The sequence below is a fragment of the Pseudomonas sp. RGM2987 genome, from assembly GCF_022952855.1.
Taxonomy (GTDB): Bacteria; Pseudomonadota; Gammaproteobacteria; order Pseudomonadales; family Pseudomonadaceae; genus Aquipseudomonas.
In genome coordinates, this window is the sequence record NZ_JALJDX010000143.1 from 1 (window position 1) to 25125 (window position 25125).

General features: G+C 63.8%; 19 protein-coding genes and 1 pseudogene. 8 read left to right on the forward strand and 12 right to left on the reverse strand.

Annotated elements, in window-relative coordinates:
• The first annotated feature begins 63 nt into the window (after window positions 1-63).
• Window positions 64-708: a pentapeptide repeat-containing protein gene (locus tag RGM2987_RS05100; protein ID WP_245139020.1), complete on the forward strand. Its 645-nt coding sequence runs from the start codon at window positions 64-66 to the stop codon at window positions 706-708.
• 165 nt (window positions 709-873) lie between these two features.
• Here the strand turns inward: RGM2987_RS05100 and RGM2987_RS05105 are convergent, their stop codons facing one another.
• From RGM2987_RS05105 to RGM2987_RS27570, 3 genes and pseudogenes are all read right to left on the reverse strand, one after another.
• Complete coding sequence (locus tag RGM2987_RS05105) at window positions 874-1512, reverse strand: response regulator transcription factor (RefSeq protein ID WP_245139022.1); 639 nt, start codon at window positions 1510-1512, stop codon at window positions 874-876.
• Window positions 1512-2768 carry a sensor histidine kinase gene (locus RGM2987_RS05110; RefSeq protein WP_245139023.1) on the reverse strand — a complete coding sequence of 419 codons (1257 nt, stop codon included), beginning with the start codon at window positions 2766-2768 and terminating at the stop codon, window positions 1512-1514. The genes RGM2987_RS05105 and RGM2987_RS05110 overlap by 1 nt, the downstream gene beginning before the upstream one ends.
• Window positions 2769-2971: 203 nt before the next feature.
• Window positions 2972-3037 (reverse strand): annotated as a pseudogene (locus RGM2987_RS27570) (copper-binding protein); the annotation flags it as partial.
• A 156-nt stretch (window positions 3038-3193) separates the two neighbouring features.
• Between RGM2987_RS27570 and RGM2987_RS05115 the strand changes: the two are divergent.
• The 6 genes from RGM2987_RS05115 to RGM2987_RS05140 all read left to right on the forward strand — a co-directional run bounded on the left by RGM2987_RS05115 (window position 3194) and on the right by RGM2987_RS05140 (window position 8430).
• Window positions 3194-4378, forward strand: a complete 1185-nt coding sequence (locus RGM2987_RS05115; protein ID WP_245139025.1) for an ABC transporter substrate-binding protein — start codon at window positions 3194-3196, stop codon at window positions 4376-4378.
• 38 nt (window positions 4379-4416) lie between these two features.
• A complete protein-coding gene (locus tag RGM2987_RS05120) occupies window positions 4417-5403 on the forward strand; it encodes a YVTN family beta-propeller repeat protein (RefSeq protein WP_245139026.1) in 987 nt (328 codons plus the stop codon).
• On the forward strand, window positions 5400-6131 hold the full coding sequence (locus tag RGM2987_RS05125; protein ID WP_245139028.1) for an ABC transporter ATP-binding protein: 732 nt from the start codon (window positions 5400-5402) through the stop codon (window positions 6129-6131). Before RGM2987_RS05120 ends, RGM2987_RS05125 begins: the two co-directional genes overlap by 4 nt.
• Window positions 6128-6919: an ABC transporter permease gene (locus RGM2987_RS05130; protein WP_245139029.1), complete on the forward strand. Its 792-nt coding sequence runs from the start codon at window positions 6128-6130 to the stop codon at window positions 6917-6919. The genes RGM2987_RS05125 and RGM2987_RS05130 overlap by 4 nt, the downstream gene beginning before the upstream one ends.
• Before the next feature lie 243 nt (window positions 6920-7162).
• Window positions 7163-7696 carry a PQQ-dependent catabolism-associated CXXCW motif protein gene (locus RGM2987_RS05135; protein WP_245139031.1) on the forward strand — a complete coding sequence of 178 codons (534 nt, stop codon included), beginning with the start codon at window positions 7163-7165 and terminating at the stop codon, window positions 7694-7696.
• Window positions 7697-7764: 68 nt separating this feature from the next.
• Window positions 7765-8430, forward strand: coding sequence for a response regulator transcription factor (locus RGM2987_RS05140; RefSeq protein WP_245139032.1), 666 nt, complete (start codon window positions 7765-7767; stop codon window positions 8428-8430).
• A gap of 207 nt (window positions 8431-8637) precedes the next feature.
• Here RGM2987_RS05140 and nahK read toward each other — a convergent pair whose 3' ends face one another.
• The 9 genes from nahK to RGM2987_RS05185 all read right to left on the reverse strand — a co-directional run bounded on the left by nahK (window position 8638) and on the right by RGM2987_RS05185 (window position 22213).
• Window positions 8638-11274, reverse strand: a complete 2637-nt coding sequence (gene nahK, locus RGM2987_RS05145; protein WP_245139034.1) for a hybrid sensor histidine kinase/response regulator NahK/ErcS' — start codon at window positions 11272-11274, stop codon at window positions 8638-8640.
• Window positions 11204-12367 carry a nitric oxide-sensing protein NosP gene (gene nosP / locus RGM2987_RS05150; protein ID WP_245139035.1) on the reverse strand — a complete coding sequence of 388 codons (1164 nt, stop codon included), beginning with the start codon at window positions 12365-12367 and terminating at the stop codon, window positions 11204-11206. The genes nahK and nosP overlap by 71 nt, the downstream gene beginning before the upstream one ends.
• A 322-nt stretch (window positions 12368-12689) precedes the next feature.
• A complete protein-coding gene (locus tag RGM2987_RS05155) occupies window positions 12690-13184 on the reverse strand; it encodes a nitrous oxide reductase accessory protein NosL (protein WP_245139037.1) in 495 nt (164 codons plus the stop codon).
• A 30-nt stretch (window positions 13185-13214) separates the two neighbouring features.
• Window positions 13215-14045 (reverse strand): ABC transporter permease subunit, encoded by an 831-nt coding sequence (locus RGM2987_RS05160; protein ID WP_245139039.1) that lies wholly within the window; start codon window positions 14043-14045, stop codon window positions 13215-13217.
• Complete coding sequence (locus tag RGM2987_RS05165) at window positions 14042-14959, reverse strand: ABC transporter ATP-binding protein (RefSeq protein ID WP_245139041.1); 918 nt, start codon at window positions 14957-14959, stop codon at window positions 14042-14044. The genes RGM2987_RS05160 and RGM2987_RS05165 overlap by 4 nt, the downstream gene beginning before the upstream one ends.
• The gene (locus RGM2987_RS05170; protein WP_245139042.1) at window positions 14956-16275 is read right to left on the reverse strand and encodes a nitrous oxide reductase family maturation protein NosD; all 1320 of its coding nucleotides are present in this window, start codon (window positions 16273-16275) and stop codon (window positions 14956-14958) included. Before RGM2987_RS05170 ends, RGM2987_RS05165 begins: the two co-directional genes overlap by 4 nt.
• 23 nt (window positions 16276-16298) lie before the next feature.
• On the reverse strand, window positions 16299-18218 hold the full coding sequence (gene nosZ, locus RGM2987_RS05175) for a TAT-dependent nitrous-oxide reductase (protein WP_245139043.1): 1920 nt from the start codon (window positions 18216-18218) through the stop codon (window positions 16299-16301).
• Window positions 18219-18270: 52 nt separating this feature from the next.
• Window positions 18271-20436: a NosR/NirI family protein gene (locus tag RGM2987_RS05180; protein WP_245139044.1), complete on the reverse strand. Its 2166-nt coding sequence runs from the start codon at window positions 20434-20436 to the stop codon at window positions 18271-18273.
• A 316-nt stretch (window positions 20437-20752) separates the two neighbouring features.
• Entirely contained in the window at window positions 20753-22213 is a 1461-nt protein-coding gene (locus RGM2987_RS05185) for a hypothetical protein (RefSeq protein WP_245139045.1), read from the reverse strand.
• Between the two features lie 195 nt (window positions 22214-22408).
• On the opposite strand from RGM2987_RS05185, the gene RGM2987_RS05190 reads away from it, so the two are divergent.
• The gene (locus RGM2987_RS05190; RefSeq protein ID WP_245139046.1) at window positions 22409-25054 is read left to right on the forward strand and encodes an excinuclease ABC subunit UvrA; all 2646 of its coding nucleotides are present in this window, start codon (window positions 22409-22411) and stop codon (window positions 25052-25054) included.
• Window positions 25055-25125: the final 71 nt, after the last annotated feature.

Here is a 25125-nt window from a genome sequence, read left to right on the forward strand (position 1 = left end):
GATTTTGACTGTGCTGACGTCTTCGCGAGCAAGCCCGCTCCCACACCTACCTGAGTTCATGCCATGAAATTTTTGCCATCGCTGCTTCTGCTCGTCGGCGCCTTTGCCCATGCCGACAGCTCTGACAACCCTCTGACGATCAACGGCTGCCTCATCGCCGAATCCAGCCAATGCCCCGGCGCCGATCTGCGCGGCGCCCGCCTGGCCAACCAGGACCTGCGCAAGATGAACCTCAGCGGTGCCGACCTGCGCGGCGCTGACCTGAGGCATGCGCGGTTGGACCTGGCCAATCTCGAACGGGCCCGTTTGCAAGGCGCCAACCTGACCCGCGCCAGCCTGCAACAGAGCAACCTGCGCCTGGCCGACTTCACCGGCGCGACGCTCAAGGCCATCCAGGGATGGGGCCTGTTCGCCCAGGGCGCGCAGTTCCAGCGCGCCGACCTGACCGCAGCCTATCTGCAGTTCGCCCGCCTGTCCGGCGCCCGGTTGCACGACGCCAACCTGCAAGCCGCCGACCTGGAAATGGCCTGGCTGAGCAAGGCCGACCTCAAGGGCGCCGACCTGCGTGACGCCAACCTGCAGGAAGCCAAGCTTGGCGAAAGCAACCTGGAACAGGCCGACCTGAGTGGCTCGCGCCAGCATTACGGGAATTTCCAGGATGCGAATATGCAGGGTTGCAAGGGCTGCCCGGCATCCTGGGACCGATGAAAGCCTTCCGACATACACAAACCCTGTGGCGAGGGGATTTATCCCCGTTGGGGCGCGAAGCGGCCCCATCTTAGGCCGGGGCTGCTTTGCAGCCCAGCGGGGATAAATCCCCTCGCCACAGGGCTATTCATATCCAGGGACCAGGCAAGTGATCCCTGTAATGTTTCACCCCGCCACCCGCACCACCCCCAGGTCAATCCCAAGATGCACCAGCTCGGCATGGGAGCTGACCTGCAATTTGCTCTTGAGCAGCGTCAGGTGGTTGGACACGGTCTTGGCGCTGATGCACAGCTGCTCGGCGATGGTGCGCGCCGGGGTGCCCTTGGCGAGCATGACGAAGATCTCCAGCTCGCGCTGGGTCATCGATTGCAGGCGCGGGTCGACTGCTTGCCGGGAGCTGGCGCAAGCCAGTTGGGTCGCCAGGGATTGCTCGATGTAGGCATGACCGGCCAACACCCGCCGCACGGCTTCCACCAGCACCTGCGGCGCTGAACTCTTGGTCAGGTAGCCCGCCGCGCCGGCGTCCAGCGCCTGGCGTACCAACGGCAATTCATCGTGCATGCTGAAGAACAACACCCGCAGTTGCGGCAGACGCTGGCGCAGGCGCCGGGTGGTTTCCAGGCCGCTGATACCTGGCAGGCCGAAGTCCATGATCACCAGGTGCGGGACCTGTTCCTGCACCTGGCTCAACGCCTGCTCCCCGGTGGCGGCTTCGCGCACATGCAGGTCCGGCATCAATGCCCGCAGCAGGCTGGCGTAGCCCTGCCGGACCACCGCATGGTCATCCACCAACAAGATGTTCATCACGCCTCCAAAGCAATGTTCAAGGCCAGCGCCCAACCGGCGCCAGGCTGGCTGATGATGCGCAACTCGCCGCCCAGGCTGCGGGCTCGCTCGGCCATCGAGTGCAGGCCCACGCCCGGGCGCGCCGGCTGCGGGACCCCGCGCCCGTTGTCACGCACCAGCAATCGCAGGCGCCCGGCGCGATGTTGCAGGCGGATCCGCACTTGCGTGGCGCCGGCATGCCGGGCGACGTTGGTCAGCGCTTCCTGCAACAGGCGGTACAGATGAGTCTTGTGCGATGCTGACAGCGGCGGCAACGGCCCATCGATCGACAGCCGGCAAGCGATGTCCTGGTTCTGCTGCCATTGTTCGGCAAGCAGTCCGATGGCGGCGTCCAACGGCAAGTGTTGCAAGACCACTGGGTACAAATCCTGGACCAGCGCTCGGAAACCTTGCTGCAGATGTTCGCAATGGGTTTCAAGCTGGCTGACGGTCTGCTCCAATGCTGTCGGCTGGTCGATCAGCAGGCGTAACAGACAGGCACGGGCGCGAATACCGGCCACGTATTGGCCCAGGTCGTCGTGGAGGGTCTGGGCCAATCGGGTGCGCTCCTGCTCCTGCACCACCAGCAGCGCTTCGGTGAGCCGGGCATTATCTGCCTGCGCCTCGCCCAAGGCGGCGACCATGCTGTTGAAATGCCCGGCCAGGAATTGCTTCTGCGCAACACCATCAGCCGGCAGGCGCACGTGCAGATTGCCGACGGACACCTGGAGCAATGCCTGCTGCAAGTCATCCAGCAAGCGCATGCCCCGACGCACCGCCCAACGAATCACCCAAAGACTGAGCAGCAGCGCCATCGCACAAACGCCGAGCAGTTGCACCAGCGAATCAAGGATTTCCTCGACCTCGTCCCGCGGGTCCACGGCAATCCAGGCCCGGCGACCGTCGCGCAGATCCACCACTTGCGCTGTCGGACCGGCATCCAGCAGGCGACGGCCGAGCCAGGCCTGGAAGCCTTCGTCTACCTGCGGCGGGAACAGCTCACCCGGAGCGAGCCAGCGAACGCGCACATGCCGCAGGCTGCCGGTCAGCCTCGACTGGAGACTGGCCGGGTCGCGCTCGGCGGTTTCACGCAGGTAATGCACCACCGACTCGGCCGATTGCAACTCGCGCTTCACATCGGCCACGGCCTGATGCAACAACAGCGTCGCGCAGGCCAGGGTGACCAGAGCGAAGAAGGCGGTGACCCAGAGGTTGATGCGCCAGAGGGGTGACATGGTCAGTGGCCTGTTGTCGGAACTAACGCACAATCTGCATGCACGCCACAGTTCCCCTGTGGGAGCGGACTTGCTCCGGGCGGCGAATCCGACGAAAGCGGTGCGTCAGCTTGCATCGGTATCGACAGGACTGCAGCCTTCGCGAGCAAGCCCGCTCCCACAGGGGACTGCAGGTGTTTGAAGGTTTTGTGCCTGGCAGAAAACCGATCCACTCCAATCAGGCTCAGAATCAGCAACAACGGCAAAAGTAGCGCTTTGAAAATCCGCACGGTCCGCCCGCTCCCTGATGAATGACCCGTGCCTGCATCCTAAAACCCCATGCCCGGCAGCGGTTTACTACCTTGGTACTGGCCCGCCGGTACTTTCTGCATATTTCCCGTCGGGTACGGGGTTCCTATGCTGGTGCTACCTGCAATGGAGGTGGTATGCGCCGGCTCGCCTGTTACGCCTTGATTCCCCTGCTGGCCGCCGCCACCGGCTGGCTGCCGGGCGCCTTGCAGGCAAGCGACGACGCCGGGTTGCAGGTGCGCATCGGCTACCTGGGCTATCGCCCCGACCCGGGGCCGCTGCTGTCCAACGTCATCGCCGAACCTGCAGATGCCGGCTTGCGCGGTGCTGAACTGGCAATCATCGACAGCAACAGCACCGGGCGTTTTCTCAAGCACGATTACCGCCTGCAAAGCGCCAATGTCGACAGCCCGGAGGCTCTGCTCCAGGCCGCCCGTGAACAACATGACCAGGGCCTGCGCCTGTTCGTGGTCAACGCCCCGGCGGCGAGCCTGCGCCAGCTCAGCACGGCGCTGCCCGACAGCCTGCTGTTCAACGCCGGCAGCCCCGATGACAGCCTGCGCACCACTGACTGCCTGGGCAACGTGCTCCACAGCCTGCCCGAGCGGGCCATGCTCGCCGATGCGCTGGTGCAGTTCAGCGTCGTGCGCAAGTGGCAGCGCGCGCTGTTGATCGTCGGCCAGACGCCCGACGACCAGGCCTACGCCAATGCCCTGCGCCGGGCCATGAAGCGCTTCGGCATGAAGACCGTCGCCGAAAAGGCCTGGCAGTTCGACAACGACCAGCGCCGCAGCGCCCAGGCTGACATGCCGCTGTTCACCCAGACCGCCGAGTACGACGTGGTGCTGGTGGCCGACGAGCGCGGCGACTTCGGCGAATACCTGCCCTACCAGACCTGGTTTGCGCGCCCGGTGGCCGGCACCCAGGGGCTGACCCCCACCGGCTGGCACAAGACCGTGGAGACCTACGGCGCGGCGCAGTTGCAAAAGCGCTTCGAAGCCTTGGCCGGGCGCTGGATGAACGACCGCGATTTCGCCGCCTGGATCGCTGTGCGCAGCATTGCCAGTGCAGTCAGCAAACTGCGCCAGGATGACCCGGTCGCGATCCGCCAACTGGCCCTCAGCGACCAGTTGCCACTGGACGGTTTCAAGGGCCGCAAGCTCAGTTACCGGCCGTGGAACGGCCAGCTGCGCCAGCCGATCGAGCTGGTCCAGCCTCGCGCCCTGGTCAGCACCTCGCCCCAGGATGGCTTCCTGCACCCCACCAACGAAATGGACAGCCTGGGCTACGACCAGCCTGAAGTGAGCTGCCGTTACCCCTGAGCCATAACAATAATCCTGATAACAACAAGGAAACTGCCATGCGCCGCCTGCTCCAACCGGCCCTGCTCTGCCAAGCCATCGCCCTGGGCGCTACGTTGCTCGTCGCGGGCCCGGCGACTGCCAGCATCGCCTGGGTCTCCAACGAAAAAGACAACAGCCTGAGCCTGATCGACATGCATAGCCTGGAGGTCGTCGAGACGCTGCCGGTGGGCCAGCGTCCCCGTGGCCTGTTGCTGTCCCATGACAAGCGCCTGCTGTACATCTGCGCCAGCGACTCGGACCGGGTCCAGGTGATGGACGTGGCGACCCGTAAAATCATCAAGGAACTGCCCTCGGGCAAGGACCCGGAACAATTCGCCCTGCACCCCAACGACCGCTGGCTGTACGTCTCCAATGAAGACGATGCCCTGGTGACAGTGATCGACACCCAGACCTCCGAAGTACTCGGGCAAATCGGCGTCGGCGTCGAACCCGAAGGCATGACCGTCAGCCCCGACGGCAAGTGGGCGGTCAACACCAGTGAAACCACCAACATGCTGCACTGGATCGACACCAGCACCCAGACCCTGGCTGACAATACGCTGGTGGATCAGCGGCCACGCTTCGTCGAGTTCAACCGCGACGGCACCCAGCTCTGGGCCTCGGCGGAGATTGGCGGCACCCTGACGATCCTTGATGTCGCCACGCGCAAGATCCTCAAGACCCTGACCTTCCAGATCAAGGGCGTGCATCCGGACAAGGTGCAGCCGGTGGGCATCAAGCTCAGCGCCGACGGCCAGTTCGCCTACGTTGCCCTGGGCCCGGCCAATCATGTCGCGGTGATCGACGCCAAGACCTTCGAAGTCCTGGACTACCTGCTGGTGGGGCGCAGGGTCTGGCAACTGGCGTTTACCCCGGACCAGCGCCAGTTGCTGGCGACCAACGGGGTCAGCGGCGACGTCTCGGTGATCGACGTGCAGAGCCGCAAGGTCCTCAAGTCGGTGAAGGTCGGGCGCTACCCCTGGGGCGTGGTGGTGACGCCATGAACGCTCTGGAGGTCAGCGACCTGAGTTTTGCCTATGGCGCCCGCGAAGCCCTCAGGCAAGTCAATTTCAGCCTGCCCGCCGGACACTTCGCCGCGCTGCTGGGGCCCAATGGGGCCGGGAAATCGACGCTGATCGCCCTGCTCACCCGGCTGTACGATGTGCAGCGCGGCGAGATCCATATCACCGGCCATTCGCTGAAAAAAGCTCCGCGCCCGGCCTTGCGCCAGTTGGGCGTGGTGTTCCAACAAAGCACCCTGGACCTGGACCTGAGTGTCGAACAGAACCTGCGTTATCACCTCGCGCTGCATGGAATGTCCCGGCGCCAGGGCGCTGCGCGGATTGACGCCGAGCTGGCCCGTCAGCAACTGACGGAGCGCCGCCACGAACGGGTGCGCGATCTTAATGGCGGTCATCGACGCCGCGTGGAAATCGCCCGGGCCCTGCTCCATGCACCTCGCCTGTTATTGCTGGACGAACCCAGCGTCGGCCTCGATCCGGCCAGCCGCCTGGCCCTCGGACAGCACGTCCGACAACTGTGCCGCGAACAAGGCATCAGCGTGCTCTGGACCACCCACCTGCTGGACGAAGTACAACCGAACGACGAGTTGCTGATCGTGCATCAGGGACGCCTGGTCGCCAGCGGTCGCGCCGATGCGGTGAGCCTGGAACACGGCGGCAGCCTCGGCTCGGCCTTCACTCGCCTGACCGTTGCGGGAGTCTGCTCATGAACGCTTATTGGCACTGTTTCAGCGGCATCGTCATGCGCGAATGGCTGCGTTTCGTACTGCAACGCACGCGCCTGCTCAGCGCCCTGGTGCGGCCCCTGCTGTGGCTGTTGGTATTCGCCGCCGGGTTTCGGGCGGCGCTGGGCATCGCGATCATTGCGCCCTACGACACCTACATTCCCTACGAGGTGTACATCGTCCCCGGACTGGCCTGCATGATCCTGCTGTTCAACGGCATGCAGGGCTCGTTGTCGATGGTTTACGACCGGGAGATGGGCAGCATGCGCGTGCTGCTCACCAGCCCCTTGCCCCGGGCATTCCTATTGGCAAGCAAGCTGCTGGCGACGTCGCTGATCTCGCTGTTGCAGGTCTATGCCTTTCTCGTCATTGCCTGGCTGTACGGCGTCCAGCCACCGCCCATGGGCCTGTTGCTGGCGCTCCCGGCGCTGTTGCTGGTGGCGCTGATGCTCAGCGCCCTGGGCTTGCTGCTGTCCAATGCCATCCGGCAATTGGAGAACTTTGCCGGGGTGATGAATTTCGTGATCTTCCCGATGTTCTTCCTGTCCTCGGCGCTGTATCCGCTGTGGAAAATGCTCGAAGCCAGTCCCTGGCTGTATTGGCTGTGCGCGGTCAATCCGTTCAGCCATGGGGTGGAGTTGGTGCGGTTTGCGCTGTACGAGCGGTTCAACCTGTTGGCGATGGCGGTGTGCCTGGGATTGACCCTGGTGTTTGCGCTGTTGGCGGTGTGGACGTTCAACCCGCAGCATGCGGCGTTGCGTAAGACAAATTGACGGCTTGGCACAGTCCCTTGTGGGAGCGGGCTTGCTCGCGAAAGCGGTGTGGCAGCCAAAGAAGATGTCACTGATCCACCGCATTCGCGAGCAAGCCCGCTCCCACAGGTTCCGTGCATGTCTCTGAACCCATGAGCGCTCAAGCAAATTTACGACTTTAGTACTGCTTTCCCTGTCTATGGTCGCATTCACAAGACCTCGACCCTGACATGTAATGGGCGCATAACAAAAAGGATCAATCCTATGCCCCGTTTGCTGGCGATCGTCTTGCTGGGCCTGGCGCTGAATGGCGCGCAGGCCGACACGCTGCTGTTTTCCCCGCAGGGCTATCGCATCACCCAATACCGCAGCCCGACGCCCGCCAGCGTTGAAGGCGCCCGGACGGTCGACACCCAGGCCTTGCAACAGCTACTGGGGCAAGCGTCGCCGCCGGTGCTGATCGACGTCTATCGCCGGCCCTGGCTCCAGGGACGATTCATCGACAACGAACCCCACGCCAACCTCCCCGGCAGCCTGTGGCTGGCCAATACCGGCGACGGTGAACTCGACCCGAGCTGGCAGAATTACTTCACTTACCACCTGCGCAAGGCCACGGCCGGGCGCGCGGAGCAACCGCTGGTCTTTTATTGCCGCTCCGATTGCTGGTTGAGCTGGAACGCGGTAAAACGCGCCGCGGCCATGGGCTATAAGCATCTGTATTGGTATCGCGACGGCCTCGACGCCTGGGAGGCGGCCAACCTGCCCCTGCAAGCGGCCCGGCCCGAACCTTTTCCCTGATCCATCTGTTTGAGCAAAAGCGTGCGTGCAACTGCCCCACCCATACGACAATAACGAGGTGAATGGCCATGTATAAAATCCTGATAGCCGACGATCACCCACTGTTTCGCGAAGCCATCCACAACGTCATCAGCGACGGTTTTCCTGGCAGCGAGGTCATGGAAACCGCCGACCTGGACAGCGCCCTGGCGCTGACCACCGAGCACGACGACCTGGACCTGATCCTGCTGGACCTGAACATGCCCGGCATGCACGGGCTCAATGGCCTGATCAACCTGCGTAACGAGGCGCCGACCATCCCGGTGGTCATCGTTTCCGCCGAGCAGGACAAGCAGGTGGTGTTGCAGGCCATCACCTACGGGGCGGTGGGGTTCATCACCAAGTCCTCGCCACGCTCGCAGATGACCGAGGCCATCGAGCAGATCCTCAACGGCAACGTGTACCTGCCACCGGACATCATCCGCACGCAGAAAAGCCCGACGGGCCGGCGCCTGAACGAAGCCCCGGCGTTCCCGCCCGAACTGCTCCAGGCGTTAACCCGTAAGCAACTGCTGGTGCTTGAACGCATGACCAAAGGCGAATCGAACAAGCAGATCGCCTACACCCTCGACATCGCCGAAACCACGGTCAAGGCCCACGTCTCGGCGATCCTGCGCAAGCTCAATGTGCACAACCGGGTGCAGGCGATTCTCAGTGCGGGGGATATTGATTTCGGGGCGTACCTGCGGCGCTGAACGGCACTGGGATAGGATGGACATCCCTGTGGCGAGGGAGCTTGCTCCCGCTGGGCTGCAAAGCAGCCCCAAGGCCAGGCGCCTCGGTGAATCAGACAGAGCGCGTTGAGTCTGTATGGGGGCGCTGCGCCCGAGGCGTCGGACCGCCCCAGCGGGAGCAAGCTCCCTCGCCACAGAAAGCTCCCTCGCCACAGAAAGCCGTTCGGCTCAGTGGGGCTGCGCCAGCAAATGACTCATCGCAATCTTCAGCTTCATCGGCCGCACTGGCTTGTGCATCAGGGAATGGCCGAGTTCGCGGATCTGCTGCTTGAGTTCGTTGCTGTAGTTGGCGGTGATCATCATGGCCGGGACTGGCGTGGCCCGTCGGGCGTTGATCCGCGCCACGGCGTCGACACCGTTCTGGTCGTGATCCAAGTGATAGTCGGCAATCAACAGGTCGGCCTCGGCGCGGTAGTCGTCCACCTGGCGCGCCAGGTCCTGTTCCGACAGCGCCGTGACTACCCGGCAGCCCCACCCCTCCAACAACGTGCGCATGCCGGCGCAGATCGCCGCGTCGTTATCCAGCACCCAGACCCGCGCTCCACGCAAGCGCTCCAGCATTGGCTCGCTCATGTCCAGGCACACCGATGGCTTGGGCGCGGTGGCGCTCAGGGGCACGTCGATGGCGAACATCGATCCCTTGCCCGGCCAGGAGCGCACCTGGATGCGATGCCCGAGGATCCCCGCGATCTTCTCGACGATCGCCAACCCCAGGCCCAGCCCACGGTCCTGGTTCGGGCGCTGCACATCGCCGCGCTTGAACTCCTGGAAGATTTCCTCCAACCGCTCTTCGGCGATGCCGATGCCGCTGTCCCAGACCTGGATCGACACATGCCGGCGATGGCGCCGGCAGCCCAGCACCACCCGGCCAATGGGGGTATAGCGAATCGCATTGCTCAGCAGATTGCGCAGGATCCGCGCCAGCAACTGCATGTCGCTGCGCACCAGCACCGAACAGGCGATGTAGCGCAGCACCAGCCCTTCGCTGCGGGCGACCTGGGCATATTCGGCGCCGAGGTTGTCGAGCAGCTCGCTGAGGGCGAAAGGCGCGACATCAGCCTTGATCACCCCGGCATCGAGCTTGGAAATGTCCACCAGCGTGCCCAGCAGATTCTCCACGTCCTCCAGCGAATGGCTGACGTTGCGCACCAGCTGCGCGTTCGCCAGCGGCTCGCGACGCTCCAGCAAGGCACTGGTGAACAAGCGTGCGGCATTGAGCGGTTGCAGCAGGTCATGACTGACCGCCGCGAGGAACTTGGTCTTCGACAGGTTGGCCTGCTCGGCCTCGCGCTTGGCTTCGCGCAGGCGCAGTTCAGCGCGGCTGCGTTCGTCGATCTCGCGTAACAGCTGACCGTTGAGGGTGGTCAGTTCGGCGGTGCGTTCCTGGACTCGCTGTTCCAGGTTCTGATAGGCCTGGTGCAGCGCTTCGGCGGTGCGGCGGCGCTCGGTGATGTCGCGGATCAGTACGAAGATCCCCACCACCTCGCCGTTGGCCAGGCGGTTGGGCACGTAGGAACGCAGCATGTAGCGCTCCTGGTTGTTGATATTGGTCTCGGCGAATTCGAACGTCACGCTCTCCCCGGCCAGCGCCCGGGCCACGTAAGCCTCCAGGCGCTGGTAGTGCTGTTCGCTGTGGGCCTCGCGCAGGTTCTGGCCGAGCATCACCCCGCGCGGCCAGCAGTACCATTGCTCGTAGACCTTGTTGGTGAACTCATAGACCAGATCGGCGTTGAGATAGGCGATCAGCGCCGGCACATGGTCGGTAATCAGGCGGATCCAGCGCTCGCTTTCGCTCAAGGCCTCGGCGTGCTGGTAGCGCTCGGTGATGTCGGTGAAGGTGTTGACGTAGCCCCCGGTGGGCAATGGATGGGTGCGAATTTCCAGGACCCGACCGTCGGACAGGCGCTGTTCGCATTCGTGGATCAACCGACCGTTGCTATCGCGACTGGCGGGCGTCAGTAATTTCAGTTCGCTGTCGCCGATCACCTCATTGAAGGGCCGATGGGCAGCGACCGGCGCCAGACCGCTGAGTTCGAGGAAGCGGCGGTTCCACAACTCCAGCACGCCGTGGGCATTGACCATCGCCACGCCTTGGGAAAGGTTGTCCACCGCCCGTTGCAGCAGGTGCGACTTCTGCGCGATGGCCTGTTCGCGGCGCACGGTTTCACTGAGCTTGACGTCAGTGATGTCGGTGAACAGGATCACCCGGCCGCCTTCCTGGGTCGGCCGTTCGCTGACTTGCAACCAGCGACCGTTCTGCAAGCGATACAGCACATGCTCATCGGCCTGCCCACGCGGTTCTTCACTGAACAGGCCGTTGGCCGTCATCAGGCGCTTGACCTCGGACAGCCGCATCCCAGCGATGATCCGCACCCGGCTGTGGGCCCAGAACGCCTTGAAGCGGCTGTTGAACAGGACAATGCGTTGCTGCGCGTCGAACAGCACGAACGCATCGGAAATGCTCTCGATGGCGTCGATCAAATGCCGGTGGGCGGTTTCGGCCCGCAGCCGCGCCTCGCCCAGCAAATGGTTGCCGGCCTTGAGCTCGGCCATGGCCTGGTTCAGGGCGTCGGTGCGCTCGCGCACCTGCTCGGCCAGCACCACCGAATGCTGGAACGCCGCATACGGATCGTTGCCCCGGGTCACGCCCGATTCCACCCGCTCGATCAACGCCGCATTGATGCGGCGCAACTTGCGATTTTCGTCTTGCAGGCCGGCGATCTGCGCCTGCAACTCAGCGATGGCCGGGGACGCGATGGCGGGCAATGGCAACTCCGGTGAAAGTCTGGTTGATGTGCATGCCATTGAACTGTTCTCCATAGGTGTTGAACCCCATCACCCGATGTTCGCGCAAGACCTGGCCGATCTGCTCCAGGCCGCCACGGTCTTCCAGCTCCAGGCGCCTGAGGAAGCAGTCGCAGCCGATGGTCAGCAGCAAGTTACCGAGGCGGGCCTGCAAGCCGTCGAAAAGCGCCTGCAGGTTGTGCAGCAAGGGGCCGGGGGTCATGGCCGTGAGGACGATGCCGTTCTCCACCGCGCAGTAGAAACTCAGGCTCAGGTCCGGGTGCACCTGCTGGATCGCCCGCACGTAGTACTGGTCATGGATCCGCACGGCCAATGGATGGGCAGCGAAGACCCGGTAGTCGAGCGCGCTCACCGGCACGCCGATATGCCGGGCGTACTCCTCGGCAGCGGGCTCGGCGTTGAGCTCATAGACCCGGCGCAAGGCGCTGTCGGCGCCGGTCACCACCAGTTTTTCCTGGCGCGGCAGGATGTGATGGGCTGTGAACACTTCGAACGCCAGCCAGGTATTGACCAGCACCACCACCGCCGCGCCACTGTGGAACTGGCCTTCGTAGTACACATGGGTATGAGTCAGCCGATTGTCATCGCCGGCCGAGCCGCCGAAATGCGGGATATCGCCAAGTGCGGCGCTCAGGGCCGCCAGGACCATTTCTTCACGACTGGACAGGCCGTCGAGCAGGGTCAGCGCAAAGCTGTGACCCTTGATCGGCGCCAGGGCGTTGCTACGACAGCCGCTGGCCAGCCGCTCGACCATTTGCTGGGCGTCGATCAGGCTGAAGTGTTCCATTTCGCCGATCAGCTCGGCGGCGATGGAAAAATGTCGATGGTCCAAACCCACCGCCGTCACGCAGTTGCGGCCATAACCCTGGGCGGTGATTTCACCGGCGCTGGTGCAGCCCACCAGGCGAATCCCACCGAAACTTTGGGAAAGCGCCTGGCCCAGCGCAGGCAAGTCGTATTCGGCGGAACAAAAGAACAACACGAAGCCCAGGTACGGATGCAACAGCTGCCGCGCCAGTTCCTGGGCCACCTGCTGGACGTCCGTCGCCTGGGACATGGCGCTCACCACACCTTCGCTCTGGGCCTGCTGCATCCTCGCCTCCGGCGCGTGCGTGATCGGGGCCTTGAGTGTACGAAGCCGCGCCGCACACACGAATGCTACTTGGGTAGCGGGTGGACGCTTCCATGGGAGGAGAAAGTGGCACTCAACACCAATGTCGCGCCGACCGCTCTGTTTGGACCGGGGACATGGTGGGCACATCCTGTGGCGAGGGAGCTTGCTCCCGCTGGGGTGCGAAGCGCCCCCTTGCAGGTTGAGCGGGGGCTGTCTGGCGCACCGAGGCGCCTGGAGTTGGGGCTGCTGCGCAGCCCAGCGGGAGCAAGCTCCCTCGCCACACGGGCAATGCTGTTGTGAATCAATGGTTCATCGTCGCCTGCCCTAGCAGCTTCTGGTCGATGTCCTCCAACCGCAACACACGACCGCCAGTGTCATGGGCGAGTTTCTGCGCGGCCTGGGCGTCGGCGAACGAGGCCAGGACGACGCCCATGGCGCCCTTGAGGCCGGAGCCGACGACGAACCAGGCGGTCCGCGCGTCGATCAGGTGGGCATCGTCGGGCGCGTTCCAATGGCTGCGGCCCATGTCATGAACATACAGCTTGACGTCGGCCCGATGATTCTCCGGTTGCAACCACCAGCCGAGCATTTCCGCCGGCGAGCAGAATTTCTTCACGCCGTCCGCAGCCACCGCCGCGCCCTTGGGCCCGGGGAAGTCAGTGATGACCATGCCGCAGACATGGCACTCATCGCTGGGATGGAACGCCAGCGCGGCCTCGGTGGCCGGCGCTGACTCCTTGCCACACCCCGCCAGTGCCAGGCACATCAACAGCCCGGCCCAAAACACCCTGTTCATCGTTGCATGCTCCTTTACAAGATCAGAAATTCATAGGCTGCGGCGCTTGAACAGTCGATAGGCCAGCCACAACGCAACGGCCAGCCACAACACCAGGCACAGCCAGAGCAACGGGCCCGACACCGGCAGATCGCTGCCCAGGGTCAACACCGCAGCGCCGCTGGAGGCGGAATCGAAACCCGACAGATTGATCAACCGGTAGACGTCGGTCGGGTTCAACAGCAGCAGCCAGGGCAACAGGTCCGGCTTGAACCGGCCCTCGCTGAGCACCAGCAGCGCCAGCAACACCAGGTCGAACACCAGCACGAAGAAGAACCAGACCCCCAGTGCCAGCCCGGCCGCGGTGGATTTCTCCGCCGCAAGGCTGCTCAGCACGTAGGCCAATCCGAGGAATACCCAGCCCAACAGCGTGCTGGACAACATGAAGCGGCCAAAGGCCCAGAGCAGCAGGCTCAACTCGACATCGTCCACCAGCAGGGCGATGGCAAGCATTGCGCAGCCAAAGCCTATGACCGTCGCCAGGGTCAGGATCAGGCCGTGACCGACAAACTTGCCCAGCAGCAGTTGGCCGCGCCCCAGCGGATAGGTCAGCAACAGCAGCAAGGTGCCGCTCTCGTCCTCGCCGACAATCGCGTCATAGGCCAACAGCAAGGCAATCAGTGGCATCAGGAAGGTCGCCAGGCTCGACAGACTGGCCACCGTCGCCGGCACCGAGGTGAAGCCCAACTGACCGGAGGCCGCCGCGCCAAGCCAGGCGATGCCGATGGCCAGCGCGGCGAACAGCAGGCTGATCGCCAACAGCCAACGATTGCGCAGGCCATCGCTCAATTCCTTGCGCGCCATGTTCCAGATCGGGTTCATTGACCGGCCTCCTCGGCCGCCGCGCGGACCATGTAATGGCGGTACAGATCCTCCAGGGACGGCGGCTTGATCTCGACATCCGTCGGGTCGTCCTGGGCCAGCAACTGCCGTAGCAAGGCCAGTTTGCTGCCGTCCGGCGCGGACACCTGCAAGCCGTCGCGCCCCCAGCCCTGGATCACATGCCCTTCGCTGCGCCAATGTCGTTGCAGGTGATCGGCGCGGGACAGTCCCGAAGCGCGGATCAGCGTCGGCAGGCCAGCCTCCTGACGCAGGCGGGCCAGGCTGCCCAAGGCCAACAGGCGCCCGCGGGTCAGGATCGCGGCGCGGTTGATGTGCGCCTCGACACCCGGCAACACATGGGAGCAGAGGATGATGCTGGTGCCCTGCCAACGCAGGCGGTCGAGCAGTTGATACAGGTCCTGGGTGGCGATGGGGTCCAGGCCGACGGTGGGTTCGTCCAGCAGCAACAGCCGCGGCTGGCCAAGCAGCGCCTGGGCCAGGCCCAGGCGTTGGCGCATGCCCTTGGAATAGGTGCGCACCCGGCGCCGGGCCGCGTCCGCCAGCCCCACCTCTTCCAATAGCCGCCCGACCTGTTGCGGCGCAGCGCCCTTGAGCCGGGCGAAATGATGCAGGGTCTCCAGCCCGCTCAATTGCGGGTAGAACGTCACGTTTTCCGGCAGATAGCCGAGCAATTTCCGCACACCCGGGTCACCGGGATCGCGACCGAAGACCCGCACCTGCCCTGCGCTGGCGCGCAGCAAGCCGAGGATCAATTTCATGGTGGTGGTCTTGCCGGCCCCGTTGTGCCCGAACAGGCCCAGCACCTCGCCCTGGGCCAGGTTCAGGTTCAAGTCACGCAGCACGGCGACATCGCCGTAGTGCTGGCTGACGCTTTCGATCTCGACGACGTTCAAGGCACGTCCTCCTGAGCACTGTTGCGTGGTGGGGGTTGGACCGGCGCCGCCATCAGCGGATGGCTATCCAGCACCCCGGGAGATTTCATCACCGGGAACGCCCGCTGCACCCAGCGCAGCAGTTCGATGCCCGGGCTGTTCATCAGCAACCGCACCTGTGGGTAGAGCCAGAGCAGCCGGTCGACGTTGTCGTTGGGTTCGTAGACCACATCCCCAAGGCCGTCGCCGTTGCGATCCCACCCCAGGTAGTCACTCCAGTAGTTGCCGCGTCCGTCCGCTGACCACTCTTGCAAGCGGGTGGCGACGTATTTGACCTGGCGCTGGTTATGAACGAAGGCATTGCCGGCGATGCGGTTGTCTTCCGAGCCGGCGGTCAGGTGAATGCCTACGGCGCTGCGCTCGAAATGATTGCCTTCGATGCGGTTGAACAGCGAGTTGTAGATGAACAGCGCCTTGCCTTCGGCACCGGTGATCATGGTGTCGCCGGTACTCCCGTCGCGCACATCGCTGACGAAGTTGCCCTGCAAGGTCGAATAAGTGATGTAGTTCATCAGGATCCCGTAGTTCTGATCCTGTTCGGAGCGATTGCCGATCACCGTCAACTTGCGGCTCTGCATCAACGCGTAGCCGGTGCGGGTGCGCCGGGTGATGTTGTCCAGCAGCCGGTTATCGTTGGCGAACATGTAATGCACGCCGTAGCGCAGGTCCTCCAGGGTGTTGCCCTGGAGCAGGTTGCCGTTGGAGGTGTCGATGTAAATGCCGTCGCGGGTGTCGCGCACCTGATTGCCAATGACCCGCGCGCCGTGCACCGCATACAGGTGGATGCCGTTGCCGCGGTCCTGGGAGCGCACACTCGGGTCACCCTGGATGCGGTTGTCGACCAGGCTCACCTCTGGCGTACCGTCGACCCAGATGCCGAAGCCCTGGCCCTGCATCCGGTTCGAGCGAACCACGGCGCCCTGGGCGCCCGGCTGGATGAACACTGCGGCATTCATGGCCGTCAGGTCATGACCCCAATCCAGGAAAGTACAACCCTGGACCTGGACATTCGGCGCCCGGATAGTCAGGCCGTTACCCTCGCCGTGCCCCCGCAATACCGCGCCCGGTTCACAGGTGAGGGTCATGGGCTGATCGACGCTGAACGCCCCCTGGTACTGGCCGGCAGGCAAGCGCCAGTGCCGCTCGCCCTCGGCCTGCAAAGGCAGGTCGGTGATCGGCTGCGGCGCGCCGAGCACCCCACCCGAGAGCAGCCAGAGCACCAGCGCAATGACCGGTTGCCGAGCGTCGCTTGCAAGTCGTCGCATGTCCCCGGTCATCGCAGCCTCCCGAATCCGCCGGCTCAGGCTTTTTCAACCAGCATGCGCCCGACCATTTCCATGTGCAGGGCGTGGCAGAACCAGCTGCAGTAGTACCAGTGCAAGCCGGGCTTGTCGGCAATGAAGGTGATGGACGATGTCTGTTGCGGGCTGATTTCCATGCTCACGCCATGGTTGGTCATGACGAAACCATGGGACACGTCCTCGATCTGGTCGATGTTGGTGATGGTCACCGTCACCTCGTTGCCCTGTTTGACGGTGAACTCGGTCAGGCCATAGGCCGGCGCCATGGACGTCATGTACACCCGCACCTTGTTACCGTCGCGGATGACCTTGTTGTCGGTCTCCAGGTTGATGCCGTCCTTCTTGGCCCGCTCCACGGTTGGGGCGAAGAACGGATCGTTGCGGTTCCAGATTTTCTGGGTCTTGATCTGGTCCCGTCGGGCGAGGATGCAATCGTGGGGTTCGGCAAACGCCGGGCCATCGTGCACCAGCTTCATTTCTTCGCCAGAAATGTCGATCAGTTGGTCGTTCTCCGGGTGCAGCGGCCCGGTGGGCAGGAAGCGGTCCTTGGAGAACTTGCACAGCACTACCAGCCACTTACCGTCGGCCTCGCTGGTCTCGGTCAGCGACGCGTGGTTATGCCCGGGCTGATACTGCACGTCGAGCTTGTGCTTGATGTAGTTGACCTTCTCGCCCTTGTAGGCGCGGATGGCTTCGTCCATGTTCCACTTCACCACCTGGCTGTCGATGAACAGCGTGGTGTAGGCATTGCCGCGCCCGTCGAAGGTGGTGTGCAGCGGGCCCAGGCCCAGCTCCGGTTCGGCGACGATCACCTCGCGGGGGTCTTTGTAGCGACCGGCGAACAGGTCGTCGAGGCGGTCGATGGCGATCATCGAGACCGTCGGTGACAGATTGCCGTTGGCAATGAAATATTTGCCGTCGGACGAGGTATTGCACCCGTGGGGGTTCTTCGGCACCGGTATGTAGCGAGTGAATTCGGAGTCCTTGCCGTCGGTTTTACGACCATCGACCACCGGCACGCTGGAGCCTTCAAGGGTGATGAACTTGCCGGCCTTGATCGCCGCTTCGATCCGCGGGATGTTGAACACCACCACCCAGTCGCGCTCGTTGCGCATCATGCCGCCCAGGTCGTAGGCCTTCTCCGAGTTGTAACAGGTACTGGCGGCGTACTTGCCGGTGTAGTCGGCATCGGAGTTGTCCAGGTTGCCGTCGACGATCACCTGGAACGCCATCTCCATTTTCTCGGCGTCGATGGCATTGAACATCGTATAGCTGTTCTTGTCTTGCAGGTCGAAGGTACGGCCGTCGTTGGGGTGCGGGATCACGAACTCAGCGTTGGCGAACACATACTTGGTGTACGGCACCTTTTGCAGGCGCAGGCCGTGGATCGCCTGCACGTTGGGCACGGTGAGGATCTTGTCGCACTTCATGATGTCCAGGCGAATGCGCGCGACCCGTGAGTTGGCCTTGTCATTGATGAACAGGTACTTGCCGTCGTATTTGCCATCGGTCATGGAAATATGCGGGTGGTGGCAGTCGCCGTTCTGGTATTTGGCGCTGTCCCCCAGGATCAGCTTGCTTTCGTTGGTCAGGCCCCAGCCGGTGGCCGAGTCGACATTGAACACTGGGATACGCATCAGCTCGCGCATCGACGGCACCCCCAGCACTCTCACCTCGCCCTGATGGCCGCCGCTCCAGAAACCGTAGTATTCATCCAGCTCGCCGGGCGCCACGTGGATCCTGGACTTGGCTTCCTTGGCCGCTGCGGCCCAGGATTCGCGGGTGAACGTCCCGGCTCCCAGCGCCGTGGCGCCAGCCAGCACTGCGCCGGTCACCGCACCCGTGCCGAGGAAGCTGCGTCGGCTCACGCCCTTGGGTTCTGGCACCACGTCGGTGGTGTCGTTTTTCTTGTCGTTCATGCTAATGCTCCATCAAGAATGAATCGGTCAGAGGGACAGGCCAAGGGGTGCCTCAAGGCGCCGGCGTCACCTGCACCACGGGAATCAGTTGCGCATCGGTCGTGCTCGCCTTGCCGCGCTTCTTGCGCTTGTTGATCAGCGGCGGGCATTTGTTTTCGTTGTGCCAGGTCATCTGGCAGTCGAGGCAGTAATGGCATTCGTTGGCGTTGATCCGGCCATCGGGATGGATCGCCTGGATCTCGCATTCCTTGGCGCACAATTGGCAGGGGTTGCCGCACTCCTTGCGGCGCTTGAGCCAGTCGAACAAACGCAGGCGCGTCGGCATCGCCAGGGACGCGCCCAGCGGGCAGATATAGCGGCAATAGACTTTGCGGGTGAACAGATTGATCACCAGCAGGCCGGCGGCATACGCCACGAACCACCACTGGCGATCGAACCTTAAGGTGATAGCGGTCTTGAATGGCTCGACTTCGGCCAGTCGCTCGGCGGTTGCCATGGACTCCAGGGACACGCCGAACAGCGCCAGCAGGATGATGTACTTGATCGCCCACAGGCGCTCGTGGACCGCAAACGGCAACTCGTATTGTGGCACCTTGAATTTGCGCGCCAGTTCGTTGATCAGCTCTTGCAGCGCACCGAACGGACACAGCCAGCCGCAGAACACGCCACGCCCCCACAGCAGGATGCTGGCGGCGGTGAATACCCACAGGATGAATATCAGCGGATCGGTGAGGAACAGTTCCCAGCGAAAACCTTCGAACAGCGCATGGACGAACGTCAGGACGTTGACCACCGACAGCTGGGCCAAGCCATAGCCGCCGAGAAACACCACGGTGAACACCAGGTAACCCCGGCGCACCCAGTGCAGGAGCCTGGGCCGACGGGCCAGTGCGTCCTGGAAAAACAGAATGCCCGTGAGTACCAACAGGGCCACACCGAGCACGCTGATCTCGACACTCTTCTGATACCACAGGGTCAGCCACAGCGGCCGACTGGCCTCTTCGGCCGCCGCCAGCTGCGCGGCAGTGGGCAATGGCCGTTCGAGGTAGGCTTCGGGCAGTTGATAGGCCAGTTCGAAACTGCTGAAGGTGCCGCTGACCGGTCCGGTCTGCCGGCGCACCAGCAGCTCCAGGCTCCAGGGCGAGCCAGGGTCGAAACGGTGGGAAGCTCGAATGATGAAAATCGCCATTTCATCGAAGGCCGGCATGTCATCGAGCGCCACGTCATCCAGGCGTTGGAAATCCAGGTCGCGGAAGCTGATGGTGTCGCCGAACTGACGCAATACCACCCGGTCGAAAATCCCGCCGCGCACATAACCCGAGCCCTTGAACGAATAGCGCCCGCTGCCCATCACCGCGATGGCCTGCTCGCCGGGCTTGAGCGCGGCCATCAGCGTGCGATATTGCGCCTCGCCCAGCAGGTTGCGGCCAACGGTGGGTGGGTTGAGTTGGGTGAGGTACAGATCGATAAAAGTGTCGTCCCTCTGCCCGGCGCTGGCGACTTCGACCTGCTCGGCCTCGGTGCCCTTGAACGAGTCATCCACCTGGCCACGCGTCAGGTGCAGGCGTCGCACCGAACCATCGCCGAGCAGCGTGTTCCAGTCGGCGGATTGGTAGGCCTCGCGGATCCTGGCAGGCGCCACGGCCACCCCGGAATCGCCCTTGACCAGGCCCAGGGACACCGCGACGTCATGGGCAGCGCGCATGATCACTTCGTTGACCACCATCGCCGTCACGGTGGCACCGGCAATCGCATCCACCGTCACCGCATTCGGGTCGCTGGAGTGCCCCACGACGACCCTTTGATTGACCTGGATGCCGCTGTAGCGCGCACTGAATGCGTGGAGTTTCTCTTCGGCAATGCCGATCAGCAGGATCGGTTCATGGTGTTCCAGCACATAGGCATCGAGGATCACCCCGGCCGGATCGAGAATCACCTGGACGTTGATCGGCTTGCCCGAGTAAGCGGGAATATCCACCACGTCCAGGCTTTGGAACACATACCCCAGGACCCTGCCTGCCGCCGACAAGGTACGCACCTTGAAGCGTCCTTCGGGCTCGGAAATCGTCTCGGTCTGGTTCAGGACGTGATGGATGCGTTGCTGCTGGATGTCCCCGTAATCCCTGGCCTGGGCGAGATTCGTGAAAGCCAGCAGGAGTGCGAACAGGCCATGGAGCCAGGAGCGGGATGGGTGCAGCAGCACAAAGGAAAGGGTCATGGACGCCAAGGCTTGAAGGCAGGAACTTGGCGCTCATGGTAGGTGCCGCACCCTCAGCGGCCCTTGATTGAAATCAACTTGGAAAAAAACCGAGTTCCTGACATCAACCCAAACAACCCAGACCCCGTGGCGAGGGAGCTTGCTCCCGCTGGGGTGCGAAGCGCCCCCATGCAGGCTGGACGCGGCCTGCCTGATCCACCCAGGAGTCTGGCCTTGGGGCTGCTGCGCAGCCCAGCGGGAGCAAGCTCCCTCGCCACAGGGGATTGGGTGAATCCGACGATGGCGTCAGGCCAGACACCTCCAATCTCAGCAATCCTCAACGCAGCCCATAGGAATAAAGCCCACCATCATTATTGTCGTACCAATTGCCGTTGCCCCAGATCACCCGATCCTGCTCGGGCTGGAACCCGACGATGCCCAGGTAGCCATCAATGTCCAGGCGTTTCCACGACTGGCCCCAATCCCTGGAGTAGAACACCCCATCAGCCGAGATGTTCGCCTCGCGTCCCCAGTAGATCCAGCGCGGTGGATGGTGGGTGCTGGTGGTGTTGATCAACAGGCTGTTTTGCCCGATCCAGAAGTTCGCCCCGCGTACCCGGCTTTCCGATGCCAGGGGCGAAAACACACTGGGCAGGTCGCCCAGGGTGCGCCAGGTCAGCTTGGTGGTATCCAGTTCGGCGACGACCTCGCGGCCCCGGTTGTCCTGGTCGATAAGACCAATGACCTTCCCGGCATCGTTCTGGATCAGCCTGGAGACATACAGGTTGTCCTCACGCTGGATCTCGACGACTCGCCACGCACCCTCCTCGCGTTGCAGGCGGGCCCGAGCGGTCAGGTTGAACGCTATGTTGTTGACGTCGCCACCGGGGCTGCTTCCCCAGAACCGCTGGGATACCCAGATGAACGCCTGCCGGGCGTCCAGTTGCAGCACGTTGGTCTGGATCTCTCCCTGCTCGCCAGAGCCGGTGTACCACTCAGTGATCTCGGGGTGTTGTTGATGCACGGACTCAGCAGAGACCAGCAACGACTCGGATGCGACAATCGCAGTACTGTTCATGCCGCGATCAGCAGAATAAAAGACCCCGGTGGGAACGGCGCCGGCTGTCGCTTCGCCGCCATCATCCTCTACAACGCTCGGTCGGCCCCAGGCCCAGACTTCATCGGCGCCATGAAAATACGGTTTCAGGCTCCAGGCCACATTATCGGCTTCGGCAAACCAGCCTTTGTTCAACCAGGTCCAGCGCTTGCCTTGATCGTCGCTGCGCAGGACCACGGTCTGGCTAATGTCATCTGCACCTTCAGGCCGGTCAAGTCCCGTCAGCAGGAATACGCTGGCGCCGTCCGGACTGGCGACCAGGCAAGCCGCGCCGCTGACGTGGGCCACCAGTTGGAACTGGCCTTGAGCGTCCAGGCGTGAAATGAAGGAGGTCTCCTCTTCACGTACGATCAAACGGGAATAGATCCCCCCCACTTGCGGCGCTTTCGATTTGCCATAGACCACGGCATCCAGGTTCACCACCTCGGCCGCAGGCTTCAACTGGCTGGCATCACCGTCCAGGCGCCCGACCAGCCAGGTGCCTTGCGCGGTCACGACGACACCGGTGCAATACTGGGTCATTGCCCGCAGCCGGGTATCCTTCACCGTGCCCAGCTGTTGCTGGTCCGGACTGGCGCCGCCCCACTCCAGCTTGGCGCTGGTCAGTATCCACATGTACCACAGCGCGGCGCCACCCAGCAGCGCGACAAACAGAGTAGTGAACAGCTTTGATCGAGGCATGGGAAGTCCGTATCCAGGGAGAAAACCGCAAAGCTTTTCTCATCTCTTGGGCCCGGAGTAAATTTTTTTTGCACGAGAACGGATGAAGCCGGTCGCATACTTGTCAACGCTGTGACCCAGGTTCCATTTTTCAACGGGCGCCGTTGCGCCACCCAGCCTCAACGCACCAAAGCAGACGCCCACAAGGAACGCTCCATGCCCTCACGCTCCGGCCCCGCAGCCACTCCTCCACTGCCTGAAGGCACCGGCTTCGTCCGGGTGCGCGGCGCCCGCGAACACAACCTCAAGAACGTCGACGTCGATATTCCTCGCGACGCCCTGGTGGTGTTTACCGGCGTGTCAGGGTCCGGAAAGTCGTCGCTGGCGTTTTCCACGCTCTACGCCGAAGCCCAGCGCCGCTACTTCGAATCGGTGGCACCCTATGCACGGCGCCTGATCGACCAGGTGGGCGTGCCGGACGTGGACAGCATCGAAGGCCTGCCGCCGGCGGTGGCCCTACAGCAACAACGCGGCTCGCCCAGCGCGCGCTCCTCGGTGGGCAGCGTCACCACCCTGTCGAGCCTGATCCGCATGCTCTACTCCCGCGCCGGCAGTTACCCGGCCGACCAACCGATGCTCTACGCCGAAGATTTTTCGCCCAACACGCCGCAAGGCGCCTGCCCAGAGTGCCATGGGTTGGGACGGGTCTATGCAGTGACCGAGGCGTCCATGGTCCCGGACCCGTCGTTGACCATTCGTGAGCGCGCCGTGGCGGCCTGGCCCATGGCGTGGCAAGGACAGAACCTGCGGGACATCCTGGTGACCCTCGGTTATGACGTCGACATCCCCTGGCGTGACCTGCCGAAAGAGCAGCGCGACTGGATTCTGTTCACCGAAGAAACCCCCACCGTCCCGGTGTACGCCGGGCTCACCCCGGCGCAGACCCGAGCGGCGCTCAAGCGCAAGCTCGAGCCCAGCTACCAGGGCACGTTCAGTGGTGCCCGGCGCTATCTGCTGCACACCTTCATGCATTCGCAAAGCGCCCAGATGCGCAAGCGCGTGGCGCAGTACATGCGCGCCAGTCCATGCCCTGCGTGCGAGGGCAAACGCCTCAAGCGCCAGGCGCTGACCGTGAGCTTCGCCGGCCTGGACATCGCCGAACTGTCGCAACTGCCCTTGCTGGACCTGGCCGAGGTGCTCAAGGGGGTGCTGGCGCCGGCCTATCTCGAACAGGCCGAAGAACCGGGCGAAGTCCTCAGCCACCGGCAGACCCGCGAGGCCCGTGAGCAACGCGCGGCCCGGGGCGAGAACCCGCATGCGGGCGGACCGGACGCCCGTCACACGCCGAATCTTTCGCTGGAAAAACGCCTGGCCGCCCAACGCATCGCCGCCGAGCTGCTGGAGCGGATCGTCACCCTGATCGACCTTGGCCTGGGCTACCTGGCCCTGGAGCGCAGCACGCCCACGCTGTCTTCCGGCGAACTGCAACGCCTGCGCCTGGCGACCCAGCTCAACTCCCAGTTGTTTGGGGTGATCTACGTGCTCGACGAGCCCTCCGCCGGCCTGCACCCGGCCGACAGCGAAGCGCTGTTCGAGGCCCTGCAACGCTTGAAAGCTGCGGGTAATTCGGTGTTCGTGGTCGAGCATGACCTGGACACCATGCGCCGCGCCGACTGGCTCATCGACGTCGGCCCTGACGCGGGTGAGCAAGGCGGGAAAATCCTCTACAGCGGTCCACCGGCAGGCCTGGGTGAAGTGCCGCAATCAAGGACCCGCGCCTACCTGTTCGCCGAGCAGTCGGCTGCCGGGCGCAGCCCCCGCGAGCCCCAGGACTGGCTGTGCCTGGAAGGCATTACCCGTAACAACCTCGACAACCTCAGCGCCGCATTTCCCCTGGGCTGCTTCACGGCGGTGACCGGCATTTCCGGCTCCGGTAAATCCAGCCTGGTCAGCCAAGCGCTGCTGGATCTGGTCGGCGCCCACCTGGGCCAGGCCAGCGCCAATGCCGAACCCGAGGAACAGAGCCTGGAAGACGAACCCGTGCAAACCAGCGGCGGCGTCGTCACGGCCGGGCTCGACGCCATCAAGCGCCTGGTCCAGGTCGATCAGAAGCCCATCGGCCGTACCCCGCGCTCCAACCTCGCCACCTACACCGGGCTGTTCGACCACGTGCGCAAGCTGTTCGCCGCGACCGCGCAGGCGCAGGCCCTGGGCTTCGATGCCGGGCGGTTTTCCTTCAACGTTGCCAAGGGCCGTTGCGAGACCTGCGAAGGCGAGGGTTTCGTCAGCGTCGAATTGTTGTTCATGCCCAGCGTGTACGCGCCCTGCCCGACCTGCCACGGTGCGCGCTACAACCCGCAGACCCTGGAAGTGACCTGGCAGGGCCTGGACATTTCCCAGGTGCTGCAACTGACCGTGAACCAGGCGCTGGAGGTGTTCGCCGAACAGGCTGCACCACGGCGAACCTTGCAGGTCTTGCAAGACATCGGCCTGGGCTATCTGCGCCTGGGCCAGCCGGCCACCGAACTGTCCGGCGGCGAGGCGCAGCGCATCAAGCTGGCCACCGAGCTGCAACGCAAGGCCCGTGGCGCGACCTTGTACGTGCTGGATGAGCCCACCAACGGATTGCACCCCCAGGACGTGGATCGCTTGCTGGTGCAGCTCAATCGCCTGGTGGATGAGGGCCACACGGTGGTTGTGGTGGAACATGACATGCGGGTGGTGGCGCAGAGTGACTGGGTCATCGACATCGGCCCAGGCGCAGGGGCCCAGGGTGGGAAAGTCGTGGTGTGTGGATCCCCGGAGGTAGTGGCGAAGTCTGCCGAGAGCCGCACGGCCGCTTTTCTGCAGCGGGCCCTATAAACCCCAAGCTGAGAATCGGCCCCTGTGGCGAGGGAGCTTGCTCCCGCTGGGCTGCGCAGCAGCCCCAAAGC